The 24,163-nt window shown below is 60.5% G+C and carries 17 protein-coding genes and 1 pseudogene; 6 read left to right on the forward strand and 12 right to left on the reverse strand.

Annotation, left to right across the window (positions count from 1 at the left end; translation table 11 throughout):
• Positions 1 to 2,184 (forward strand): annotated as a pseudogene (locus tag D8U70_RS20885) (insecticidal toxin complex protein TcaB2); the annotation flags it as partial.
• Entirely contained in the window at positions 2,177 to 6,238 is a 4,062-nt protein-coding gene (locus D8U70_RS20890; RefSeq protein ID WP_130929635.1) for an Ig-like domain-containing protein, read from the forward strand. The pseudogene D8U70_RS20885 and the gene D8U70_RS20890, both read left to right, overlap by 8 nt.
• A gap of 9 nt (positions 6,239 to 6,247) precedes the next feature.
• Here the strand turns inward: D8U70_RS20890 and D8U70_RS20895 are convergent, their stop codons facing one another.
• The 6 genes from D8U70_RS20895 to D8U70_RS20920 are packed head-to-tail and all read right to left on the reverse strand — an operon-like array spanning position 6,248 to position 12,946.
• Positions 6,248 to 7,576, reverse strand: coding sequence for a DUF58 domain-containing protein (locus D8U70_RS20895; RefSeq protein WP_130929636.1), 1,329 nt, complete (start codon positions 7,574 to 7,576; stop codon positions 6,248 to 6,250).
• Positions 7,573 to 8,574: a MoxR family ATPase gene (locus D8U70_RS20900; protein ID WP_073471957.1), complete on the reverse strand. Its 1,002-nt coding sequence runs from the start codon at positions 8,572 to 8,574 to the stop codon at positions 7,573 to 7,575. The genes D8U70_RS20895 and D8U70_RS20900 overlap by 4 nt, the downstream gene beginning before the upstream one ends.
• Positions 8,571 to 9,734 (reverse strand): DUF4350 domain-containing protein, encoded by a 1,164-nt coding sequence (locus D8U70_RS20905; RefSeq protein ID WP_122704314.1) that lies wholly within the window; start codon positions 9,732 to 9,734, stop codon positions 8,571 to 8,573. Before D8U70_RS20905 ends, D8U70_RS20900 begins: the two co-directional genes overlap by 4 nt.
• A complete protein-coding gene (locus D8U70_RS20910; RefSeq protein ID WP_122704312.1) occupies positions 9,731 to 11,269 on the reverse strand; it encodes a DUF4129 domain-containing protein in 1,539 nt (512 codons plus the stop codon). The genes D8U70_RS20905 and D8U70_RS20910 overlap by 4 nt, the downstream gene beginning before the upstream one ends.
• Positions 11,256 to 12,233: a stage II sporulation protein M gene (locus tag D8U70_RS20915; RefSeq protein WP_122704334.1), complete on the reverse strand. Its 978-nt coding sequence runs from the start codon at positions 12,231 to 12,233 to the stop codon at positions 11,256 to 11,258. Before D8U70_RS20915 ends, D8U70_RS20910 begins: the two co-directional genes overlap by 14 nt.
• A complete protein-coding gene (locus tag D8U70_RS20920; protein ID WP_130929637.1) occupies positions 12,230 to 12,946 on the reverse strand; it encodes an RDD family protein in 717 nt (238 codons plus the stop codon). Before D8U70_RS20920 ends, D8U70_RS20915 begins: the two co-directional genes overlap by 4 nt.
• Before the next feature lie 267 nt (positions 12,947 to 13,213).
• On the opposite strand from D8U70_RS20920, the gene sbcB reads away from it, so the two are divergent.
• Complete coding sequence (gene sbcB, locus D8U70_RS20925) at positions 13,214 to 14,644, forward strand: exodeoxyribonuclease I (RefSeq protein ID WP_130929638.1); 1,431 nt, start codon at positions 13,214 to 13,216, stop codon at positions 14,642 to 14,644.
• Positions 14,645 to 14,742: 98 nt separating this feature from the next.
• Here the strand turns inward: sbcB and mvaT are convergent, their stop codons facing one another.
• The gene (gene mvaT / locus D8U70_RS20930) at positions 14,743 to 15,120 is read right to left on the reverse strand and encodes a histone-like nucleoid-structuring protein MvaT (protein ID WP_016773476.1); all 378 of its coding nucleotides are present in this window, start codon (positions 15,118 to 15,120) and stop codon (positions 14,743 to 14,745) included.
• Between the two features lie 337 nt (positions 15,121 to 15,457).
• Here mvaT and purU point away from each other — a divergent pair, with 337 nt between their 5' ends.
• Positions 15,458 to 16,306 (forward strand): formyltetrahydrofolate deformylase, encoded by an 849-nt coding sequence (gene purU / locus D8U70_RS20935; RefSeq protein ID WP_016773477.1) that lies wholly within the window; start codon positions 15,458 to 15,460, stop codon positions 16,304 to 16,306.
• Between the two features lie 81 nt (positions 16,307 to 16,387).
• A complete protein-coding gene (locus tag D8U70_RS27780) occupies positions 16,388 to 16,564 on the forward strand; it encodes a hypothetical protein (RefSeq protein WP_167351306.1) in 177 nt (58 codons plus the stop codon).
• Here the strand turns inward: D8U70_RS27780 and D8U70_RS20940 are convergent.
• The 4 genes from D8U70_RS20940 to D8U70_RS20955 form a co-directional block, all read right to left on the reverse strand.
• Positions 16,548 to 17,546: a lysylphosphatidylglycerol synthase transmembrane domain-containing protein gene (locus D8U70_RS20940; protein ID WP_076563957.1), complete on the reverse strand. Its 999-nt coding sequence runs from the start codon at positions 17,544 to 17,546 to the stop codon at positions 16,548 to 16,550. The two genes, D8U70_RS27780 and D8U70_RS20940, sit on opposite strands and share 17 nt — an antisense overlap.
• Positions 17,543 to 18,313, reverse strand: coding sequence for a polysaccharide deacetylase family protein (locus D8U70_RS20945; protein WP_130929639.1), 771 nt, complete (start codon positions 18,311 to 18,313; stop codon positions 17,543 to 17,545). The genes D8U70_RS20940 and D8U70_RS20945 overlap by 4 nt, the downstream gene beginning before the upstream one ends.
• The gene (locus D8U70_RS20950) at positions 18,306 to 19,397 is read right to left on the reverse strand and encodes a glycosyltransferase family 1 protein (RefSeq protein WP_174823899.1); all 1,092 of its coding nucleotides are present in this window, start codon (positions 19,395 to 19,397) and stop codon (positions 18,306 to 18,308) included. Before D8U70_RS20950 ends, D8U70_RS20945 begins: the two co-directional genes overlap by 8 nt.
• Before the next feature lie 271 nt (positions 19,398 to 19,668).
• On the reverse strand, positions 19,669 to 21,558 hold the full coding sequence (locus tag D8U70_RS20955; RefSeq protein WP_024014101.1) for a methyl-accepting chemotaxis protein: 1,890 nt from the start codon (positions 21,556 to 21,558) through the stop codon (positions 19,669 to 19,671).
• Between the two features lie 186 nt (positions 21,559 to 21,744).
• On the opposite strand from D8U70_RS20955, the gene D8U70_RS20960 reads away from it, so the two are divergent.
• Positions 21,745 to 23,232, forward strand: coding sequence for a helicase HerA-like domain-containing protein (locus tag D8U70_RS20960; protein WP_041480025.1), 1,488 nt, complete (start codon positions 21,745 to 21,747; stop codon positions 23,230 to 23,232).
• A gap of 132 nt (positions 23,233 to 23,364) precedes the next feature.
• On the opposite strand, the gene D8U70_RS20965 is transcribed toward D8U70_RS20960, so the two are convergent.
• On the reverse strand, positions 23,365 to 23,820 hold the full coding sequence (locus tag D8U70_RS20965; RefSeq protein ID WP_041479804.1) for a DciA family protein: 456 nt from the start codon (positions 23,818 to 23,820) through the stop codon (positions 23,365 to 23,367).
• Positions 23,821 to 24,163: the final 343 nt, after the last annotated feature.

Here is a 24,163-nt window from a genome sequence, read left to right on the forward strand (position 1 = left end):
AATCCGGGGTGGGAGATCCAGAATCCCTCTGATCCGGATGCCATTGGCTATGCCGCACCCGCGCATTTTCAGATCCTGATGTTCACTGACTATGTGGAAAACCTGATGGCGTGGGGCGATTGGTATTACCGCCAATTGACCCGTGACAGTCTGGTGGCCGCCAAGCTCTGCTACGTCCAGGCCGGGTTTCTGATGGGCAAGGCGCCCACCGCCGACACAGCGACTCGTTGGCAGACCGCCACCGTTGAAAACCTTCTGGCCCAGAGTGATTCACGACCGCCTCTTGAAGCGCTTGAAAATACGCGGGATTTCAACCTGGCGGATTACCCGATCGCTTCCGATACCCCGCCGATGCTGGGATTGTTGGCAAGCAAACCTTTTGAAATTCCGATCAATCAATCGCTGCTCGACCTGTTTGCAAGGCCGCAGCAACGGCTTGGTTACCTGCGCGACAATCTCACCATCGATGGCAAACCGCTGGACATATTGCTGTTCAGCCCGATGACGGATCCCAGGCAATTGCTCCGCGATCTGGCCGCTGGCAGCGCGGCCGGACCCAGACCGATGGGGGGGCGGCTGGTGGTCAATGCCTACCGTTGGCGTGTCACGTTCGAAGTCGCACTGCGTGGGGTACAGAGTCTGCGGGATTTCGGCAGTCTGGTGCTGCGACTGCTTGAACAACGCGACCGTGCCGAACAAGAGGAACTGCAGCAGAACCATTTGCTGGAGTTGGGCCGTTACGCCGAAACGGTGCAGGAACAATCCATCGCCCAACTGGAGGCGAATGTAACAGCGCTGCAGCAAAGCCGGGCAATGGCGCAGGAGCGGGCCGATGCCTATGCAACGCGTTACAACGAAAACGTTTCGCCGATCGAGTACCAGGTCATGGCCAGCCTGCAGCAGTCGAAAACCTCAGCCCTGCAGGCCAAAGCCGTCAGAGTGGCAGGGGGCGTCATCGCGGCGTTGCCGAAAATCTATGGTACTTCCAACGGTGGCTTCAAGCCCGAACACGCATTCGATGCAATGGCTTTCGGTTTTGACGTCTCTTCGTCACTGCTGCAAATCGACGCCGACCGACAAGCCACGACCGAAGGCTATCGTCGCCGCCGCACTGAATGGGCGCTGCAACGCGATCAGGCGCTGGCGGAGGTGGGCGCAATCAATGCGCAGATCGAAGCGCAAAGCCATGCGGTCAACGCAGCAAGATCCAGCCTTGAACAGACGCTTCGGGCCAACAGTCAAGCGTTGACCATGTTCAACTTCCTAAAAAAACGCGCGAGCAATGCCGAGTTGTTCGGCTGGATGCTTGGCCAGCTAAAAGCCCTGCACTACCAGGCGTACGACGCGGTCGTCAGTCTGTGCCTCAGTGCGCAGGCTTCGCTGGCTGCTGAAACCGGCGATTATGATGCACCGGTCCCTTTACCTCAGGCCTGGCTCGATCACCGTTATGGTCTGGGCTCTGGCGAACAGTTGCACATGTATCTGCTGGACCAGGAACGCAGGCGCTTGCAAAGCTACGAGCGGCGGCTGGAGCTGGTCAAAACAGTTTCCTTGCGGCAGTTGTGCGACGACGGCATCGAGCCTCAAGAGGGCGTGAGCAGTTGGGCAGATGCACACCAGCAATTGATGGCAACAGGTGTATTGGAGTTCAGACTGACCCAGTTGCTGTTCGACCGGGATTACCCCGGCCATTTCTGCAGGCAGATCAGTTCAGTGGAGGTGGATCTGCCTGTCCTGACCGGTCCTTACGAGGATGTCCGGGCAACCTTGCTGCAGATCAGTAGCGTGACGGCGACCCGGCCCACCACACAGTCTGTGCAGTACCTGCATACGCCGACCTCAGGTGTACCTGGCGATCTGGTGTTCAACCTGCGCAGCGCTCAGCAGATCGTTTTATCGGTAGGGCTTTCCGACAGTGGCCTGACCCACCAGAAACCTGATGAAGGTTTACTCAACCCGTTTGAATGCACGGGTGCGGTTTCCCACTGGCGACTGAGTTTTCCTCGACCGCTAAAACAGCCACAAGCTGCAATGCTCAAATCCTTGACCGATATCATTATCCGCGTGCGCTACACCGCCAAAGCCGGCGAGCCGACGTTCGCCCAAAAAGTCACAGACCTGGTTACCAAGGCTGAAAACGCCAGTTTGAAGATGCCAGTCGAAGGAGCAGGCGACCATGAGTGAGCCCGTCGTGCAAAACAATCAGAATCTGGTGCTCAATGGTGACTTCAACGATCGGCTCAAAGAGTGGCGCCCCAGCGGGATGATTGGCCTGGCGAGAGAATTCTATGCTGACGAGTTAGTCAATTTCATGGAGGTCGGTGTCGGGGCTTCGGCTACACAGGTAATCAAGGCACCCAAGACCCCCGGCGCCCGCGCGGGTTACGAACTGACGTTTCTGTGCGAACTGCGGCCCGGAGTTTCATGGTCGGGCGAATCGGGCTGGTTGCACATCCGCAAGAGCGGCGATGTGTTAATGAGCATCGAACTCACGGCAGAAGAAGGCCGGAAACAGGTGCACGAAGACGCCGGACTGGGGGCGGAGCAGCCGCTGGAATTCAAGCCGCGGGTGTATCAAAGATCACTGGATCAATTGGCGTTCGTCGAAGATGACGAATTGAGCTTCGAGGTCAGCGGTGTCCCGCGCAACGCGGGCGACCGTAGTTCGACAATCTGCATCACTCGAATCGACCTGCAACTGAAGCTTGAACCATTGCAACTGCAGACGGTGCGACTGGATGACGAAGTTCTGCCACCAGGCCAGACGTTACACCTTTGCCTGGGCGCTTCCCTTGGCGATGACCCGGACGGCTCTTTGTACATTGCGCATCGTCTGTCTTTTACCCCTGTAGACGGCAGCGTCTGGCTGGGTACGGATATCGCACTGATCATTCAGGGCAACCCATTGGAAGCAGTCAAGGCAACCCCTGACTGGGGAGTCGATCAACCGCTGCTGTCGCAGTGGTCGCTCGACTGCCCGGATATGGGAGAAGAGCAAAGTCATGACTTCACAATAAACCTGGTGAACCAGTACAACACCGAGCCTTATGCGATTGACGTGTCGCTGGGGCATCATCGATTGGCGCTTCGCGAGGTGCAGACCGCGGCGTATTACCCCGTCCTCGAGTATGCACAAAGCGTCCGGTTGGGCGTGCAGGTCCTTTCGTTCTACACCGGCCGTTCGCTTGATGGTCGAGAGGTCAGGTGGACGAGTATCGGGCAGGGCGTGCAGGGCACCGCAGTCACTGATGAACAGGGCCTGGCTTACTTCGATTTCGTCCCTGAGCAAGCCGGCGATTTTGTCATCACAGCGTCGGTCGACAGCGCTTATTACGGCAATGGCGAGGTGACTCACGAATTTCCAGTCACGGTGCTGGCGACCGACCCCTGGCGCGACTTGCATTGCGTTGTCGAAGAGCAGGTAACCCTGTGGGGCGCGACCGGTTATCCCAATCGCGGCACTGATTACCCCTTCATCGTGCGCTTGCCCGCCGACAGCCCTTTGCTGGCGACTGATCTATCGCTGCACTGGAGCGGCGTCGGGCATGAAGAGTTGAAGGTCACGGTCAACCCGCCACTCCAGCAACCGGTCGCTTTCAATGGCGACGATAGTCTCTGGACGCTGGCCTGCGAGGACTGGCTGGATGGTCGCTTCGAACTGTCATTGGTCTGCTCGAAGTTGTTACTGCCATCGCCGCGTAAACCCATGTCGCTGGCGCGCAACAAGGTCAGGATCGCTGACACGCGCGGCCCGAATATTTCGCCGGTTGTCGAGAACTACGAAAAGACCTTGATGCGAGTGCAGGTGGTGCATGTCACTGCCAAAGGTGCCGGTGAGCCGGTAATTGATGCGTTCGTCGACTGGCAAACCCCCGAGGGTATTGTCAAGTCTCGTACTGGCAGCGGTGGCTGGGCCAGCCTGTATTACCGGCCGTTGAAGGCTTTGAGCAACGAGACGATTACCGCCAGTGTGAGAGCCTACGAAGGCGGGCCGGCAGATGGACACACGTTTTCGGTCACGGCGTTTGCACGAGACGAGTGGAAGGACAAGGTCAGGATCACGTTTGATGGCTTTCAAATTTCCAGTGACGGAATCGCTTGCAAGCGAGGCAAGACGCACATCCTGACGATCCGTGCATTTGAGAACAGCCCGCTGATTGGCAAGGCAATTACGCTCGGTTGGCGCAACGCAAAGCCAGAGATCGGGCTTGCGGTGAGCGACCTTGATATACCGAGAATATTGCGCGAAGGGGAAGATCTGAGTTGGTTGTTCAGCTCTGATCGTATCGAAAGTACCAGCAGTATTTTCGAGGTGAGTTTGTTCACCGACACTCTCACGAACAAGGATTTTTCTTGCCGACTGTTATCACCTGACCTCCATGAAGAAATGACCGTGGTCCTGGATCAGATGACCGATCTCAGGGGGCAGCCGCTCTTTCCGTGTATTGGCGCTATACATCGCTATATCTTCCGCACCAATGCGCTGAGTCCTTTAGTGGGTATCCCCATGGATCTGATATGGACTGGAAGCCCGGCGGCGGAGCTCGGAATCGAGTTGAGCCCACCCCCCAAAAGCGAAAATGTTGTGGACGACAGCGGGTTTACCTGGACGCTGGACTGTTCAAAAAGTACCAAACCCGGGGTTTTCAAACTTCAGTTCATTATCAGTTTCTTTGGCTTGAGCGACATCAATACGATGACCCTGGGCCACAATAAAATCACGATCGAAGACGCCCGTGCATCTGCGGTGGATCCGGTCATTGGGCAGGATCCTGCGTGGATGTGGCTGAAGGTACGCTCCCCTTATCGTCCCGACCTCCCTCTGGAGCAAGTGCCTGTTCAATGGACAGCCGACGGCAGCAGCGAAGAGCACAGGACGGGGGCCGACGGCTGGAGTGGTTTTCCCTTTGCGCCAACCACGGCAGGTGAGCATGTGGTGACAGCGGCGGTTATCAGCCCTTATGACCGTTTTGAAGAGCTCCGCTCCATGCAGGTTCTAGCGCTGGAAGGGGATCCCTGGGCCGGATTCGAATACAGTTTCGACTCCCGACCGTTTCAGCCACTGGGCCATAGCGCTGAATTCCCTCGGCGCAACGGGCAGCACCAATTGCGCGTGAGTGCTCCGCCGGGCAGTGCGCTGCATGACCAGTATCTGACACTGGGCATGACCGGCACCGGGCCGGCGGAATTGGGCTTGCGCTTCGAGGAGCCACGTCTGGGTGACCCCAGGCTTTTCTCGAGCGCTGGAATGACCTATCGGTTCAACGCGGGCGACCTCAAGGACGGGAGTTTCGGCCTGCGCTTTTCCTCGGCGCGGTTGGCCAAGTTGTCTCCGGTCATTGCGATGTCGCTGGGGCAAGGCGAACAGGTGGTAAAGATCGCCGAGCGTTCGCGAAGCAGTCAGACACTGCTCTGGGGCGAGGCGGTGTCGGAGCAGGTCGTCATTGTTTCGGCCATCAGTAACAGGCCAATGGTGGGGATGAAGGTTGTCTGGCGCAGTCCGGACCTTGGTGAGGTGACCACTACTACCAACTTCTACGGTGAAGCGCGGATACGGTTCGTGCCGACAACACCGGGTGCGGCGCAACTGACCGCCACGGTGGGCGATGCGCTGTATTCGGAGTCGATTTCCTTACCGTTTTTGCTGCACGAGCCCCGGGAGATCAAGGAACTGGTCAGCGATGATCCGAGCGGGTATCCGGGGCAACAGATGACCGCGCAAGTCCTGGTCGTTTCAGCCAGTACCGCGCAACCCTTGGCCAATGTCGAAGTGATGTGGGAGTACGACCGCACCTCGCTGCCGACAACCCTGACGGATGCCGAAGGCAAGGCAACGGCGCGCATTGTCCTGGAAGGAGCAGGCGAGGCTGCGTTGCGGGCGTCGGTAAAGGGTGGTTTGGCTGGCTGGGTGGTAAAAACGCTCTGGTTGACCGTCACTGAGCGTCCAGCAGCGGTGGAATCCGTTGTTGCGTCGCCTAATCCGGTTCCCTTGCAGACCTACGTCTCCATGACCGCGCTGATTGTGGCCAAGGAGGGGCGAGAGCCCATGCCCAGACGGAAAATCCTTGTTTCCACTAATGGAGCACCGTTCACTGAGTCGTTTACCGATCACAACGGGCGATACCAGGCTCACTGGCGGCCGATGAACCTTACGGATCAGATTTCGCTGGTCGTCAAAGTAGAAAACAGCGACGGCACTTCGGACAGCGACGCTGTGTATGTTGCAGTCACCAACTGATCGAATCTGTCAGATCGCAGCGGTCTTTTTCCAGCTCATGTAGCTTGTCACCAGTCCGGCCCCCAGCTCGGCGGGCCGAACATCCATCACTGCAACGCCATGGGCAGTCAGCCGCTCATGGAGTTGCGAGCGGTCATTGAGAAAATCGATGGTGCCGCAGTAGGCGAGTGCCTCGGGCAACGTTTGTACCGTGCTCTGGCGCAATGTATCCAACGCCTGTTCACGCAGGCTCGCCACCAGCACCCGATGTTGCGCGCTCAACCGTTTGACCGCGCCCAGCACTTGATCATCGTCATCGCGCAAGTTGGTCACCAGCACTACCAGCGCGCGGCGCTTTTGGCGGGCCAACAACTGGTTGGCGGCAGCCTGGTAATCAGCAGGGCGCTGGGTGCTCCGAAGGTCATAAACAGCGTTGAGCAAAACGTTCAGTTGGCCGCTGCCTTTGACTGGCGCGACATGGCGCGGCTCATCAACGGCAAAGGTACTCATGCCCACCGCATCCCCTTGGCGCAACGCCACATAACTGAGCAGCAGGCAGGCATTGAGCGCGTGATCGAAGTGCGACAGCTCACCATCGTGACTGCGCATCTGCCGGCCGCAATCGAGCAGGAAGATGACCTGTTGATCGCGTTCATCTTCGTACTCGCGGGCAATCGGCGTGCGCTGGCGGGCGGTGGCTTTCCAGTCGATCTGGCGCAGGCTGTCGCCCTCGCGAAATTCGCGCAGCTGATGAAATTCCTGACCCTGCCCGCGACGTTGCCGCTGACGTATGCCGAGCTGGCTGAGCCAGTTGTCGACGGCGCGCAACTCACCGCCGTAAAGCCGGGCGAAGTCCGGGTAGACAAGGGTCTCGTCGCCGACGCTGAGCAGGCGTTTGCCGGACCATAATCCCAAGGGGCTGGGCAGGTTGACTTCGCACTGTTCGAAGCAGAAATGCCCGCGTTCGAGAGGTCGCAGACGGTAGGTGAGCTGGCTGACATGGCCGGGTTGAAGCTCGACAACTGTTGGCAGATATTCAAACGCGAGGCCGTCGGGTACGTGGTCGAAGAAATTGATCTTCAGTGGCTCGGCAAACTCATGGGCGATTTGCAGCTTTACCTCTCCCCAGCGCCCGAGCGCCAGGCTGCCGGGCATCTGCCGTTTGATGCGCGGCGAGGGCAGGCGTCTGAGGCGTACGGCGTCGATAACCGCCAAGGCCAACAGGGCCAGGAGCAACCCCCAGTTGATCGAAATCAGGCTCGACGGGAGCTCTCTGCCAAGTGCTTGAAAGGCGCCGAGCACGATGCTGACGCCCAGCAGCAGCGCCAGCCAGATCAGCAGCAGACGCGAGGGTTTCACAGGCGCGGCGCCGGCACTTGATCGAGCAATTGCGTGAGCACCTGATCGACCTGCAGGCCTTCGATATCCAGCTCCGGTGCGATGCGCACGCGATGGCGCAGCACCGCCAGCGCGCAGCCTTTGATGTCATCCGGGATTACAAACTCGCCGCCGCGCAACAACGCCCGGGCACGGGCACAACGAACCAGTGCAATCGAGGCGCGTGGCCCGGCGCCGAGGGTCAGCCCCGGCCAGGTGCGCGTGCTGCGCGCCAGGCGTACGGCGTAATCGAGGACCTGATCGTCCAGCGGCAGATCGCTGGCAATACGCTGCAACGCCTGCACGTCTTTGGCTTGCAACACTGTGCGCAGCGGTTGCACATCGAGCATGTCGGCGCGGGTCGAACGACAGACCTGACGGACCATATTCAGCTCCTGATCGGCGTCGGGATAATCCATGCGCACCTTGAGCATGAAGCGGTCGAGTTCGGCTTCCGGCAGCGGATAGGTGCCTTCCTGTTCGATCGGGTTCTGCGTTGCCAACACCATGAACGGTTGCGCGATGGGCAAGGCGCGACCCTCGAGCGTCACTTGGCGCTCCTGCATGGCTTCGAGCAATGCCGCCTGGGTTTTTGCCGGGGCGCGGTTGATCTCGTCGGCCAGCAGCAGGTTGGTGAACAGCGGGCCTTTACGCAGCTTGAACTGCTCGGTCTGCAAGTCGTAGACGGCATGGCCGGTGACATCGCTGGGCATCAGATCCGGGGTGAACTGGATGCGCGCAAACTCGCCGCCGAAGCATCGCGCCAGTGCCCGCACCAGCAAGGTCTTGCCCAGCCCGGGCACGCCTTCGAGCAGCACGTGGCCGCCGGCGATCAGCGCGGTCAGGACATCGTCGACCACCGCTTCCTGGCCGATCAGCGCCTTGTTCAATTCGTTGCGCACCGCCTGCGCCAACTGGCTGGCGCGCTGGCGCTGCTGGGCAGCGTGCGTCACGCTGCCGGGCTCGATCTGTTCAGTCATAACGCGTTCCTCAAGGTTTGCAGATGAGCGACCTGACGGCTGAATTCGGCGCTGGACAAACGCTGCTTCGGACGTGGGCTCAGGGCCTGGCTGATGGCCCGGGTGGGTTGCCGGGTCAGGCGCGATAACGCCAGCCATTGCTCGGCCACATTCAATTGATCGAAACCGGGATGGCGGCGGCGGGCGCGGCGCAGGATGTCTTGCTGCAAGGCTTGCAGCAGCGCCTGCTGGCCGTTGTGGCGCAGGAGGAAATCGGCGCTCGCGCGCAGGTGCTCCAGCAGTTGGCGTCGACCTGCTGGCGCTGGCATTTGCACCGGGCCGTGACGCACGCCGGCCTGCCACAACCACAGGCCGATCAAGCTGAGCAGGGCGACTATGGCCTGCGGGAAGTAGCGCCAGAGCAAGGTCCACAAACCATCGTGCGTCGTGTCGTAAATCAGCGTGACGTCGGTGTCGGCGCTCAGATACCAGAGCAGCCAGGCGTTGTCGTATTTGCCGATAGCGCCGGTTTTCCACAGCTCGGCATCGGTGACCACGGTGATCGTGCCGAGGCCGTACACCCGTTGCATCATGTGCGTGGCTTTGGCGCTGTTGGCCCAGGCTTGCGCGACATTGTTCGGGTCGTCGAGGTGGAAGTCGGTGTCGAAACCGGCGTAGGCCGGCGCGTCTTCGTCTTCCAGATACAGTTTGGTCAGTTTCGGGAAACGGTCCTTTTCCCCATCCTCGGGAGGATCTTTCAAGTCCTTGCTCAGCGATTGGTGCAGTTGCACCTTATCGAGCAGCAGATCATTGCTTTGCCCGGTTTGCGCATCCCACAACGATTCGGCGACGAACACCAGACGTCCTCCGGCGCGAGTCCAGTTCAACACTTGATCGACTTCACGCGGCGTCATCCGTGCGCGCTCGCCGAACAACAACAAGGTGTGGCTGTGCGGATCGATCTGCGGCAGTACCGCCAGGGTCTCGGCGTGACTGACCGCGAGGCCGCGCTCGCGCAGGAACATTTCCGCCGCCAGATAAGGATTGGCTTGCGCGGCAGGCGAGGGGCCGTGATCGACCGTTTCCTGATAGGGCCGGGCCTTGAGGTAGAGAAACAGGCTCAAGCCGCCAAGCAGCAGAAGCGCCAGCGCAGCCAACGACCAGCCGATGCGCCGGTTCAATGCCCGGCACCTTTGCCGAACAATTCACGCCAGCCGTTGCACAGCTCTGCTTGCAGGTGCGCAGCTGGAAGTCGGTGCCCGTAGGCCATGTTTTGCCAATGAACGGTGAGGTTGCGGCTGTAGGCGATCAGATCCGGGCGTTGCAGTTGTTCAATGCGTTTGAGGATCTGGCTCTCGGTGTCGGCGGCTTTCAGCGTCAGGTTGAAATCATGCAGCAGACGGCTGAGCAGGCCGCGATAGAGCAGACCCAGCGCGGCGCGAGGTTCGCTCAGCCACAATTGTTCGGCGCTGGCGGCGAGGTCATCCGGCAGGGTTTCACGGTTCAGATCGAGGCCGAAGACTTGTGGCGACGCCGGCGGTTTGCTGCGCGCTGGCAGGTTCGGGCGGCGGCTGACGAAAGCCCGGAGGAATTCGCGATAACGCCAGACCAGCCAGCCCAGCGCAGCAATCAGCGTGCCCCACAACGCCACCTCAATCACGCCGGCGAGGGTATCGAGGTGCCGATCGTCGAGCCAGCCGAGCAGCGTTTTCAGCCACTGCGGAGCCTCACCCGCTTGCGCGTCTTTGGCCGGACTCGCCGGGTCGTCGCCAAAGCGGTAACGGGTGACGCTTTCCTTGTTCTTGAACGGCGGTTGTTCGAGCAGCGACTGAATGCTGTCGCGCGATGCCTGACTGGTCAGCGGCTGATTGAGCAACCGTGGAGCATCCGGCGCATCGCTGGCCCACACCGGTTGCAGGTTCGGCAGCAGCAGACACGCCGCCAGCAACACGCCGAGCACGCCGTTGTTCAAGCGCTGGCGCAGACGGCGGAAGACCAGTTCAATGTCCCAGGCTTCCAGTTGCGTGCGGCGGTTCAGGTACAGGCTGAAACCGCAGGCGACATACACCGGTCCCCAGGCCACCAGGATCAGCGCATAAAAAACGTTGGTCAGGTGCTCCAGCCAGCGCCAGTCCTGATCGGCGGCGAGCAGCAGTGACTGCCAGTCCCAGTCGGTTTCGATCTGCTGCGGCAAGAGCATGTAGAACAGCAGCATCAAGCCGATCCACAGTGCGGTCTCCAGATGCACGCCGATAATCGTCAGCCATTGCGCGGCGCCGCCGTTACGTTGCAGCAGCACCTGCAGACGTTGTTGTCTGGCCTCGCCGTCGAGACCTTCGAGTTGCGTCACCGGCAGCACAAAGCTGCGACTCAGGCTCAGCCGGCGCCAGGTCAGACTCGCCAACAGTTGCGGCCTGAGCAGGCGCGGCCATTCACGCAAGGCTTGCTTGAGCGTCGGGGTTTCACCGAACAGCGCTTTGGAGAGGATGTACAGCGGCAGGCGTTCGTAGGCCGGTTTCAGCCACCAGAAAATGAACACCGCCAGCGATGGCGAATCCCACAGCAACAGGCTGAGCAGGGCGAACAGCGGCAGGGTGACGATCGCCCAACTGGTCATCAACAATCGCCGATGCTGCTGGCTCATCAACACGCCCAGGTCCATGGCTTCCCAAGTCGTGCGCGGGCGGATCACTACGCTGGCGTCACTCAGGCGCATGACGAATTCTTCCGGCAAATAGCAGATACACCGCAACGGCCAGCCACAGCGCGGTGCCGACGGCGTATTTGGTCAGCGGCGTGACACTGGTTTTCGACGACCAGTAAGCCTCGATGAAGGCTGCGATCAACAGGAACAGCATGGCCCCACACACCAGCAACACGCTTTTGCGCGCGGCCAGACGCAGCGCCTCGCCACATGTCAGGCGTCCGGGGGCGATCAGCGCCCAGCCCAGCTTCAGGCCCGCCGCTCCGGCGAGGGCGATGGCGTTCAGTTCGAACGCACCGTGGCCGATCACGAACGACCAGAAGGTCTGGCCGAAACCGATCTCGCTGAGATGCCCGGCCACCGCGCCGATGATCATGCCGTTGTAAAGCAGGAAAAAACCGCTGCCCACACCCATCAGCAAACCGCTGGCGAATGTCTGAAAGGCGATGCCCGTGTTGTGCATGACGTAATAGCCGAACATCACCCAGTCTTCGCTGGCCGCCCGTTCGGCCGAGCGTCCGAGGTGGCCGGCGACGGGGTCGTACATGCCTTGCATCTCGCGCACCTGTTCGGCCGGGATCAGGTTGTAGATCAGTTCCGGGTTCAGATAAACCAGCACGCCGAAACCGATCAGGCTGCCGAAGAACAACAGGCTGGCGGCCGCAACAAAGCGCCACTGTTCGCGCACCAGTCGCGGGAAGTCGGCGAGGATAAAGCTGATGATGAGCGCCCCGAGGCGACTGCGATGCCGATAGAGCTGTTGATGGCCGCGCAGCACTTGCTGCTGTAATGAATCGATCAGAAAACTGCTGTAGCCACGCGCCTGGGCCAGAGCCAGATGTTGGCAGAGACGTCGATAGGCCTTGGGAAAATCGCTGACTTGCGCCGTATCCTTGCCGTGTTCGAGGCGTTCAAGCGCCACGGCGAAGCGCTCCCATTCGGCCTTGTGGCGACTTTCGAACAGGCTCTGCTTCATGGGGTCGGCCCCAACAAACCGCGCGCGATGCCGTTGAGTTCAGACACGGCTTTGGGCGCAGAGATGTGCAACGGCTGCGCCAGCAATGCCGCCAGCTCGTTGACCCGTGCGGGAGAGAGTTCGGCCTGGCGCTCGGCGAAACCGAGCATGGCCCGTTGTTCGCTCAGGGTGAGTGGGACAGGGCAGCGACGAGGTTCAGCGTCAGGCAGTTGCGGTCGGCTCAGCGGCCGTTCGCTGTAAACCACCAACGTGCCGGCGGCAATGTCGCCGAGGCGTTTGAAGGTCGGGTGTTGCAGGCAACTGAGCGCACCGAGGAAATAGCCGAAGGGCAGTAGATCGACAAAGCGCAGCAGGTTGCGCAATAGCGAGGCCGACCAGCCGATCGGCGTGCCGTCATCGTGCACCACGCGCAAACCCAGCCATTGCTTACCCGGCGAACGGCCCTGACGCAGCACCTCGAACAGCACCATGTACCACCAGCTGATGGCAAACAGCAGCAAGGAACCGAGGCCCATGCCGAGCTTGCCGAGAAACGCCAGTGCGATAAACAGCACACCGAGGATCAAGCCGCGAATGCCCAGATCGATGGCAAACGCCACGGCGCGCACCATCAGCCCAGCGGGACGCAACGGCAGATCGATGCCTTCCGGCGTTTCGACCTGATGGCGCGTATCCAGCGGTGCTTTCCTTCGCGGTGCTGTGGGCTCGAGCATGGGCTACCTGATCTTCGCCTGTTCGGGGTGCAAGTGCGCCTGATGCTAGCAGCCTCTCGGGTGTGGGAGCGAGCCTGCTCGCGAATGTGGTGGATCAGTCAGCCTATGTGCAACTGACGGAAAGCCTTCGCGAGCAGGCTCGCTCCCACAAGGGCAATGCATTCCAGTTGTAGGAATCTGGAGAAATTGCTGTTCGAGGGCGACCGGGCTGGCCGTGGCAACCCTGAAACGCCTAGACTTCGCCGATCTTCTGTTCAGGATTCGCCCGTGACTTCAATCTTCTGGTACGACTACGAAACCACTGGCATCAATCCGCGCAACGACCGACCGCTGCAGGTGGCCGGGATTCGCACCGACCATGCGCTCAACGAGATCGACGAGCCAGTCAACCTCTATTGCCAGCCCAGCGAAGATATCCTGCCGCACCCGGCGGCATGCGCGATCACTGGCATCACCCCCGGCCAGCTCGCTGAAAAAGGCCTGAGCGAAGCCGATTTCATGACTCGCGTGCATGCGCAACTGGCCGCACCGGGGACCTGTGGCGCCGGTTACAACACCTTGCGTTTCGACGATGAGATGACCCGCTACAGCCTGTATCGCAATTTCTTCGACCCCTATGCCCGTGAATGGCAGGGTGGCAACAGTCGCTGGGATCTGATCGACGTAGTGCGCGCCGCTTACGCATTGCGCCCGGACGGTCTGGTCTGGCCGACCAATGATGAAGGCCGCGTGACCCTTAAGCTCGAACGCCTCACGGCGGCCAACAATATCGATCACGGGCACGCTCACGAAGCCCTGTCGGATGTGCGCGCTACCATCGCGTTGGCGCGGCTGATTCGCGAGAAACAACCCAAGCTCTACGAGTGGCTGTTCCAGTTGCGCAGCAAACAGAAGGTGATGGATCAGATCCGCCTGTTGCAGCCACTGGTGCATGTGTCCGGGCGTTTCTCGGCGGCGCGCAGTTATGTCGGCGTGGTGCTGCCGCTGGCCTGGCACCCGAAGAATCGCAACGCCCTGATCGTCTGTGATCTGCATCTTGATCCGCAGGGGTTGCTGGACCTCGATGCGCAAGCCCTGCGTCAGCGTCTTTATACCCGTCGCGATGAGTTGGCCGAAGGTGAGTTACCGGTACCGCTCAAGCTGATTCATATCAATCGTTGTCCGGTTGTAGCGCCGCTGGCGGTATTGCGCGCACAAGACCAGCAGCGCCTTGGGCTGGACATGGCGCTTTATCAGGAGCGGGCAGTGCGACTAACTGACGCACAACAAGTCTGGAAAGATAAAGTCGCGGCGATTTATGCCAGCGAAGATTTCACTCCCAGCGAAGATCCCGAGCAGCAGTTGTACGATGGATTTATCGGTGATCGTGATCGTCGTTTATGCGAACAAGTTCGAACGGCCGACCCTGCGCAATTGGCGCAAGAGCAGTGGCCTTTCGATGATGAACGTTTGCCTGAATTACTTTTTCGATATCGAGCACGCAACTTTCCGGACACCCTGGATGTGGCCGAGCAAGAGCGCTGGAAATTATTTTGTCAGCAGCGCCTGACGCAACCCGAGGCAGGTGCGCCGAATACCGTGCAGTCATTTATCGAGGCCGCCGAGCAATGGTCGCTTAGTGCGTCACCGATGCAGCGAGAGGTGCTCAATGATTGGCAGAATTATGTCCAGGCATTACGCAAACGTTTGAATCTGTGAAATCGAACATGCGCGGACAATAAATCACGGGCATAAAAAAACGCCAGCGCTGGCTGGCGTTCTTTTGTTCGCGGATCGCTCTGCGAAGGCGTTGCGGCTTAGCCCAGCAGGGTCGCCCAGCCTTCAACCACGTCGCCGCCCCACTTGGCTTTCCACTCTTTCAGAGTCTTGTGGTTGCCACCTTTGGTTTCGATGACTTCACCGTTGTGCGGGTTTTTGTATTGCTTAACTTTGCGTGCACGCTTGGTGCCGGTAGTTTTCACTGCGCCGCCGCGTGGAGCCTTGGATTTTGCTTCTGGATCCAGCAGCGCGATGATGTCACGCAGGGACTTGGAGTATTCACCCATCAGCGTGCGCAGTTTGCCTTCGAATTCCAGTTCGGCTTGCAGTTTGTCGTCTTCGGACAGGTTCTTCAGACGGGCTTGCAGCTCTTTGATGGCTTCTTCGGTGGCGCGATATTCGTTGATCAAGGACATGAGTACTACCTTTTGTAGAATGCTGAATGACAGGGGACAGTGCCGCAATAATAGTCAGGCTGTTTCATCAAGTAAACATTTAGATCGGCTTTTTATTTAAATGAGTTACAGGAATTAGCCGCGATTTGAATGTTCAGTTAAATAATGTGATGCAGTCAGCACAGATATTTACAGTTGTCTGACAAAAGCCCTTCTAAAGCGTCACGGTCTTGACGGAAGACCTGCGTCAGAAAGCCGTTTCACCATGCTTTGTCCCACCCGGCGCGTATGCGTACTGCAGTTTTCCTGCGCAGTCGCTAGAATGGCGGCCTTTGTGAAGTTCTGGAGTTTCCCCCTCATGCGCACTTTTCGGCTGGTGATCTCTTGCCCGGACCGCGTTGGCATCGTTGCCAAAGTCAGTAATTTTCTGGCCTCTCATAATGGCTGGATCACCGAAGCGAGCCACCACTCTGACAATCAAGTGGGCTGGTTCTTCATGCGTCACGAAATCCGTGCCGATTCGCTGCCGTTCGGTATTGAAGAGTTGCGCGAGAAGTTCGCGCCGATCGCCGAAGAGTTCTCGATGGACTGGCGCATCACCGACACCGAGCAGAAAAAACGCGTAGTGCTGATGGCCAGCCGCGAATCCCACTGCCTGGCCGACCTGCTGCACCGCTGGCACAGCGACGAACTGGATTGCGAAATTTCCTGCGTGATCTCCAACCACGACGACCTGCGCAGCATGGTCGAGTGGCACGGCATCCCTTACTACCACGTGCCGGTCAATCCACAGGACAAGCAGCCGGCGTTCGACGAAGTGTCGCGCCTGGTCAAGCAACACGATGCCGAAGTGGTGGTGCTGGCGCGCTACATGCAGATCCTGCCGCCGGACATGTGTCGCGAATACGCGCACAAGGTCATCAACATCCACCACAGCTTCCTGCCATCGTTCGTCGGCGCCAAGCCGTATCACCAGGCATCCCTGCGTGGTGTGAAACTGATCGGCGCGACCTGCCACTACGTGACTGAAGAACTGGATGCCGGTCCGATCATCGAGCAGGACGTGGTGCGTGTCAGCCACAGCGACAGCATCGAAGACATGGTGCGTTTCGGCCGTGACGTCGAGAAGATGGTGCTGGCCCGCGGCCTGCGTTATCACCTGGAAGACCGCGTGCTGGTGCACGGCAACAAGACGGTTGTGTTCTGATCGAGCACGCCACGCTTGAAAAACCAGGGGCCTGGGCGTTGAATCGCTCAGGCCCTTGTCATTTGAGCCCGAGGAAAAGCCATGAACGATCCACTGGACAAAGCCACTTCAAAAGCGCCCGCCACCCTCGGCGAGGGTTGCCTGAGTCGTTACGACCCGGATGACATGAGCCCGGACGACGGCACCGAATTCCCCGGGGCCGCCGAGCTTTGGGAGCAACTCCAGCAAGAGCAGGACGAACCTAAGAAGCCTGCCTGACGTTCATCAACTTCTTCAGCAACGGCTTGCCCAGCATCAACACGAACACCGGCCCGCCCACCAACAGATAGAAGTAATACGTCACCACGCGCCAGATCAGGATCGCCGCCGCTGCGGTGGACTTGCCCACCATCGGTGCGAGCAGCGCGGCCGAGGTCAATTCTGCGGCTCCCGCGCCGCCGGGTAACAGGCTGAACTGGCCGGCGCCGAGCGAGAGCATCTGCACCAGAAAACTCCATGCCCACTGCAAATCCGCGCCGAGCCCGCGCAGGGCCAGATACAGCACGCTGTAGCGCAGCAGCCAGTGCACGCAGGTCAGGGCGAACACCTGAACCAGCGTTTGCCAGGGCAGTTTCAAGGTATCGGTAAATGCCGCGAGAAAGTGCAGTAACTTGCGCGCCCAGCGACGGCGAGTACTTGTCGTGATGTTCATCCCCGCCAACAGCCGCCCGCTCAGGCGAATCAACGCTCGGTGATAACGGGCGATCAACACGCAACTGAACAACCCCCCAAACAGCGAAACGGCGCTGACGGTCAGCAGCCACTCGAGGCGATCGCTGAGGTGCTGGAATAGCGCGTAAATCAGAATCCCGCTGAGGGCGCAGAGAAAGAACAGCAGATCGCTGAGCTGATCCATGGCAAACACTGCGCTGCCTCGCGCCGGACGCACGCCGCAACGGGCGAGCAGAGCCATGATCGTCAGCGGCCCGCCGCTGCCGCCGGGCGTGGCGCAGTACGCGAACTCGGCCGCCATCACCACGCCGAGGCTTTTCAATGGCGCGACCTTTTCACGCTGGTCGCCGAGCAACAAACGCAGGCGCAACGTATTGATGCCCCAGCAGAGCAGAATCATGCCGAACATGATCAACAGCCAGTTCAGCGGGAAGCTGCGCAGGCGCGACCAGGTTTCGCCGCCGCCGAGCAGTACCGGAATCAGCACCGCCGCCAGCAGGCCGATCAGCAACAACAGGCTGCGCTTCATGCTGCGCGTTCCAGCTGACCGCGCTGTCGGGCGAGCCAGTCGATTTTGGTCAGCGGCACGCGTCCCTCCGCCAGCAGGCGTTGCAGCGTGTGCAACCAGTAATCGCGAGAAAAGCGGTGACGCATGTCCACCGGATGCAGCCCCAGGCGAATCACCGATGCCTCGCGCCAGCGCTGTTCACGCTGGTCGCTGAGGATTTTCGACAAGCCGCGCCGCCAGGCGCTGCGCGCACTCCACACCAGCCCGGGTGCATCGATGGCGCTGAAGTCGGGCAAGCGATAAAGGTGCTGCGGCTCGCTGGTGTAGCTGAGCGGCAATTCGCGCAAGGCCTGGCGGGTGCCGTCGCTCATCAGCCAGGCCGGGGCGACGAAACCCTGCACCGGCCAGTCGTAGCGCTGAAACATGTCCAGACCTGCGTGTAGGCGGGCAAGGGCTGCTTCGCGGGACAGGCGATAGAACTCGCCTTCGTGGGTGTAGACCCGGCGCATGAACCAGTCGCGCGGGGTGTTTGGCATGGGTTCCTGATCGTCGTGGTAGTAGCCGTGCAGCGCCAGTTCATCGCCTCGGGCGACCCTGGCATCGAGCACTCGGCGAAACGCCGGGTTGGCATCAAGGGCATCGTGGCGATGGAAATCCGGTACCACCAGCCACGTCATCGGCACATCACCCAAGGCATCGACAGTCTCGACGAAGGGCTGGTAATCCGCCCACGTCGAGGGCGCCACATCATGCAACACCAGGCAAACAGCTTTCATTTCTTCAACCATTGGCCACCCGTGGCAGCGTATGGCCGAGCACCGCGTGATAGTGGCTGAGCAGACTGTCGACCACGGTGTCCCAGGCGTAATGCCGTTCGACGTGCTGGCGCGCCTGTTGACCGAGGCGAGCACAGCCGCGACTGAACAGTTCACGCACGGCATTGGCCATGGCCTGCGGATTGTTCGGCGCACAGAGCAGGCCGCAGGAATCGTTGACGATTTCTTCAAACGCCCCGGCCGCCACCGCCACCACGGGAATGCCGCAGGCCATGGCCTCAAGGATGACCAGGCCGAAGGTTTCCTGGTCGCCGGCATGCAGCAGCGCATCGGCGCTGGCCATCAGCCGCGCGACTTTCGGCGCCGGGCAGAATTCGTCGATAACGCTGACGTTGTCCGGCACCGCCGCAGGCATCGACGAGCCGACCAACAACAAGTGATAACGCGGACCGAGGCGTTGCATGCACTTGAGCAGCACCGGCAGGTTTTTCTCCTTGGAACCGCGCCCGGCAAAGATCAGCAGGCGCGTGTCTTCGGCAATGCCCAGCTCAGCCCGCAGGCCAGGATCGCGGGCGTCGGGATGGAAAGTGTGCAGATCCACGCCCAGCGGTTGCACATGGACATTGCGCACGCCAAGCCCGATGAGCTTGTCGGCCATGACCTGGCTCGGCGCGAGAACGCGGTCGAAATTGCCGTAGAGACGCGTGACATAAGCCTCGACATTCGGTGTGACCCAATGGCCCATGCGATTGCCCGCCAGCAGCGGCAGATCCGAGTGATAAAAGCCGATCACCGGCACATCCAGCTGCCGCCGCGCATCCAGCGCCGCCCATGCGGTGAGGTAGGGATCGCCGACTTCGATCAGATCCGGCTGCAAATCCTGCAGGACGTTTCGCCAAGGCGCCAGGCGCAGGGGGAAGCGATAACCTTTGCCGAAGGGCAGGGCGGGCGCCGGAACCGTGAAAATGCCGTCATGTTCACCCAGTCTCGCGCCGGGGATCAGCAGGCTGTGGCGAATGGCGTTGCGCTCGCCAAGGCGACGGTGTTTGGCATCCAGATAAGTCCGCACGCCTCCGCTGGCCGGGGCGTAGAACATGGTGATGTCGGCGATATGCACGGTGAGCAACCCTCCGCTGTGTCGTTCTCCCTTGATTGACCTTTATCCAGAATAGATGTTCGGTCGGGATTGCGCGCCCCTCACCCTAGCCCTCTCCCGGAGGGAGAGGGGACTGATCGGAGTGTTTGGGATTGTTGCGATGTCCTGCGATATCGAGCCGAACGCTCGCATTGAAAAGCTTGAAGATCGGCTCCCTTTCCCCTCGCCCCCTTGGGGGAGAGGGTTGGGGTGAGGGGGTAGGCTTTTGATCTTAAATCCTGAAGCTGCCCACCAGTTGCTTGAGACGCGAAGCCTGCTGCTCCAGATCCGAGCACGCGCGCAAGGTCGCTTGCAGGTTCTCCACGCCTTCCTGGTTCAGCGTGTTGATCTCGGTGATATCGACATTGATCGACTCGACCACAGCGGTTTGTTCCTCGGTCGCGGTCGCCACCGACTGGTTCATCCCGTCGATCTCGCCAATGCGCAGGGTCACGCTGTTCAGGCGTTCGCCGGCGAGGTTGGCGATCTCGACGCTGTCCTGGCTGTGGCGCTGGCTGTCGCTCATGGTGCTCACCGATTCCCGGGCGCCGACTTGCAGCTCCTCGATCATGGTCTGCACCTGCTGTGCCGATTCCTGCGTGCGGTGCGCCAGGTTGCGCACTTCGTCCGCCACCACGGCGAAACCACGACCGGCCTCACCGGCGCGCGCCGCTTCGATCGCCGCGTTCAGCGCCAACAGGTTGGTCTGCTGGGAAATACTGGTGATCACTTCGAGAATCTGGCCGATGTTGACGGTCTTGCTGTTCAGCGACTCGATGTTGGTGCTCGACGCGCTGAGCATGCTCGACAGCTGGTTCATCGCCTTGATGCTGCGCTCCACCACTTGCTGGCCATCCTCGGCCAGACCCCGGGCGTCGCTGGCCTGATTCGACGCTTGCGCGGCGTTGCGGGCGATTTCCTGGGCGGCGGCGCCGAGCTGATTGATCGCGGCGGCAACACTGCTGGTGCGCGAAGCTTGCTGGTCAGAGTTGTACATCGACGAGTTTGACGCTGCGACCACGCGCAGCGCGACCTCGTTGACCTGGCCGGTGGCCGAGGACACTTCGCGGATCGAACCGTGAATACGTTCGACGAAACGGTTGAACGCGGTGCCGAGGATGCCGAATTCATCGTTATTGACGATGTTCAGGCGTTTGGTCAGGTCGCCCTCGCCGTCGGCGATGTCTTCCATGGCGCGGGTCATCACGTGCAGCGGCTGGATCAGCAGGCGGATCAGCATACCGAGCAGGGCGATGATGATTGCCACGGCAATAATGGTTGCGATTACCGCTGAGGTACGGAATTCGCTGAGCATCGAGTAGGCCTGATCCTTGTCGATCGACAGGCCGATGTACCAGTTCACCGACGGCAGGCCCTTGATCGGGGCGAAGGTGACGATGCGGGTTTTGCCGTCGACGCTCACTTCGCTGAAATCGCTGCTGATGCGCGGCGTGTCCTGCGGGTAGGCTTCTTTGAGCGATTTCATCACCAAAGCCTTGTCCGGATGAACGAGGATCTTGCCGTCGGCACTGATCAGAAACGCATAGCCCATGCCGTCGAAATCCCGTGCGGCGAGGGTGTCGACCAGCGATTGCAGGCTCAGGTCACCACCGACCACGCCAACGCTCTGCCCGGCCTTTTTCGACGCGGTGGCGATGGAAATGATCAACTGGCCGGTGGCCGCATCGATGTAGGGTTCGGTCAGGGTCGAGGTGCTGCTGCTTTCGGCACCTTTATACCAAGGGCGTACGCGCGGATCGAAACCGTCCGGCATCTTCACGTCCGGGCGGATGGTGAAGTGGCCAGTGGCATCGCCCAGATAGGTGGCCATGAACGTCGAGGTCAGGCTTTTCTGTTCCAGCAGGCTGGCGACCGTGGCAGGTTCCGGGTTGATGGCGATGTTCTGCGCGGCGTTCTCGATCAGCAGGATGCGCCCGCTGAGCCAGGTCTGGATGTTGCCGGCGGTGACCTCGCCCATTTCATTGAGGTAGTTGTTCAGATCATCGCGGATCGCATTGCGTTGCAGCCAGTCGTTGTACAACGTGAACGAGGCGAAAGCGGCAATGACGATGAGAGCGGCGGCAAGCAAAATCTTATGGCTGAAGCGCAGGTTTTTGTTCATGGCTTGGGGTTCCGCTAAGGTCTTAATGTCCTGGGCGTGCTTTGATAGAGACGCGCACTATGGGCAAGGTTGAAAAATTGATATTTCCGGCTCTCCTTAGGGAAATGTCCGACCCGGTTTTCTGATGGGTCTATCCAATTTATGTATCGGCCATGTGTCATCAAAGATTAACCATTGGGTGAGAAAATGCCTGACTCTTCGCAACTCGTTATCGGCGCTGATCCGGCCGCGCAACCCATCGCTCAGGCCATGCGCCTGGCCAACCGCCACGGGCTGATCGCTGGCGCCACCGGCACCGGTAAAACCGTGACCTTGCAGCGTCTTGCCGAAGCATTCAGCGATGCCGGTGTGGCGGTGTTCGCCGCCGACATCAAGGGCGACCTCTGCGGGCTCGGCGCCGCTGGCAACCCGCAGGGCAAAGTGGCCGAGCGCATCGCCGGCATGCCCTGGCTCGGTCACACGCCGCAGGCTTATCCCGTCACGCTGTGGGACATCCACGGTGAATCCGGACATCCGCTGCGCACCACGCTGAGCGAAATGGGTCCGCTACTGATCGGCAGCCTGCTCGAGCTGACCGACAGTCAGCAGTCGGCGCTGTACGCGGCCTTCAAAGTGGCGGATCGCGAAGGGTTGTTGCTGCTGGATCTCAAGGATCTGAAAGCGCTGCTCAATCACCTCAAGGACAACCCGCAGTTGCTCGGCGAAGACGCGGCGCTGATGACCACCGGTTCCAGCCAGGCGCTGCTGCGCCGTTTGGCGACGCTGGAACAGCAGGGCGCCGAAGCCTTGTTCGGCGAGCCGGCGCTGCAACTTGAAGACATCCTGCAACCGGGCGCCGATGGCCGGGGACGCATCCATCTGCTCGACGCCAGCCGTCTGGTGCACGAGGCGCCGAAGGTTTACGCAACGTTCCTGCTGTGGCTGCTGGCCGAGTTGTTCGAGCAACTACCCGAGCGCGGCGATGCTGACAAGCCGCTGCTGGCGCTGTTCTTCGATGAGGCGCACTTGCTCTTCGGCGACACGCCCAAGGCCTTGCAGGAGCGGCTTGAGCAAGTGGTGCGTTTGATTCGTTCCAAGGGTGTTGGCGTGTATTTCGTCACCCAGTCGCCGGCGGATCTGCCGGATGACGTGCTGGCGCAGTTGGGCTTGCGCATTCAACACGGCCTGCGTGCGTTCACCGCCAAAGAGCAGAAATCCCTGCGTGCGGTCGCGGATGGCTTTCGGCCGAATCCGGCGTTCGACAGTCTGTCGGTGCTGACTGAGTTAGGTATTGGTGAGGCGCTGGTCGGCACGCTGACCGAGAAGGGCACGCCGGAAATGGTCCAGCGTGTGTTGGTGGCACCGCCGCAGTCGCGGATCGGCCCGCTGACCGAAACCGAGCGCACCGTGCTGATCGCCGGCTCACCGTTCAAGGGCCGTTATGACAAGCCGATCGACCGCGAGTCGGCCTATGAAATCCTGATGGGACGCAAAGGGCTGGCGCCCGAGGCTGAAACACCAGCGGGCAAAGCGGCGGCCGAAGAGCCGAGCCTGGCTGATCGCGCGGGAGAATTCCTCGGCACGGCGGCAGGGCAGGCGCTGAAGTCGGCAATGCGCCAGGCAGCCAATAATCTCGGCAAGCAGTTGGTGCGCGGGTTGATGGGCTCTTTATTGGGTGGCAGCAAGCGCCGCTGATCTCAGGCGAATCGAAGATCAAGACTGTGGGAGCGAGCCTGCTCGCGAAAGCGCTGTGTCATTCAACATCAATGTCGTCTGACACGGCCTCTTCGCGAGCAGGCTCGCTCCCACACGGAATGGTGTGCGCGGTCAGGTCTTGCTTTTGGCATGCGCCGCCAGCCGCTCCAGCGCCGCGCGCAATCCCGGATCGCTGATCCCGTCGGCCGTCGACTGAATCGTCTCTGCCGCACTGCTCGACAGATCCATGGTGTGCCCAACCGCCCGATGCTGCACGATCGGCGGGCGCACGCTGAATTTGATCCGCGTCAGGTTGGCGAACTCTTCGAACAGTTGCAGCTGCCGCTGCAGGCGTTTCTGCTGATAGCGCAGGCGCGTTGCCCAATGGCCGTCAGTGACCACCAGCGACAGCTCGCCTTCGCGCCACTTGGCCACCCGGCAATGCTCGCGGGCAGCCGGTTGCAACTGACTTTCGAGCAGGCGCTGCAAATGCTCCAGACGCTGGGCATGGCCGAGGATGGCTTTGAGCGGTTTGGCTTCGCGTAACAGAACGGCGGGTGCTCTGGCCGTGAGAGGGCGAAACGCCATGATCGAACACCTGAAGGAACAGAGGCGCCATGGTAGCAGAAAGCTGCGGAACCTCTGGGCCATTGCTTTTGTCCCTGATTTGCTCATTAAATCAACGCCTGACTTCTTTCCCCCGACGGGTTGAAGTTGAGCAAAACGCCCCTATTTTAAGTGAGCCCCGTCAAAGCGCAGTGCCAGCATCGTGGAACATCGCCACTTTCCTCACCACCGTTTCCGGGTAGAATGCTCGTTCGCATGCGGCCATGAGGGCTGCACGGGCGACTCACGGGGCCGCCCTCCATCCCTTTAGTGTGGAAGATCCTGCCGATATGTTTGCGCCTTTGTTAAAGAAACTTTTTGGAAG

It is taken from the genome of Pseudomonas sp. Sample_20, from assembly GCF_004307585.1.
Lineage (GTDB): Bacteria > Pseudomonadota > Gammaproteobacteria > Pseudomonadales > Pseudomonadaceae > Aquipseudomonas > Aquipseudomonas atacamensis.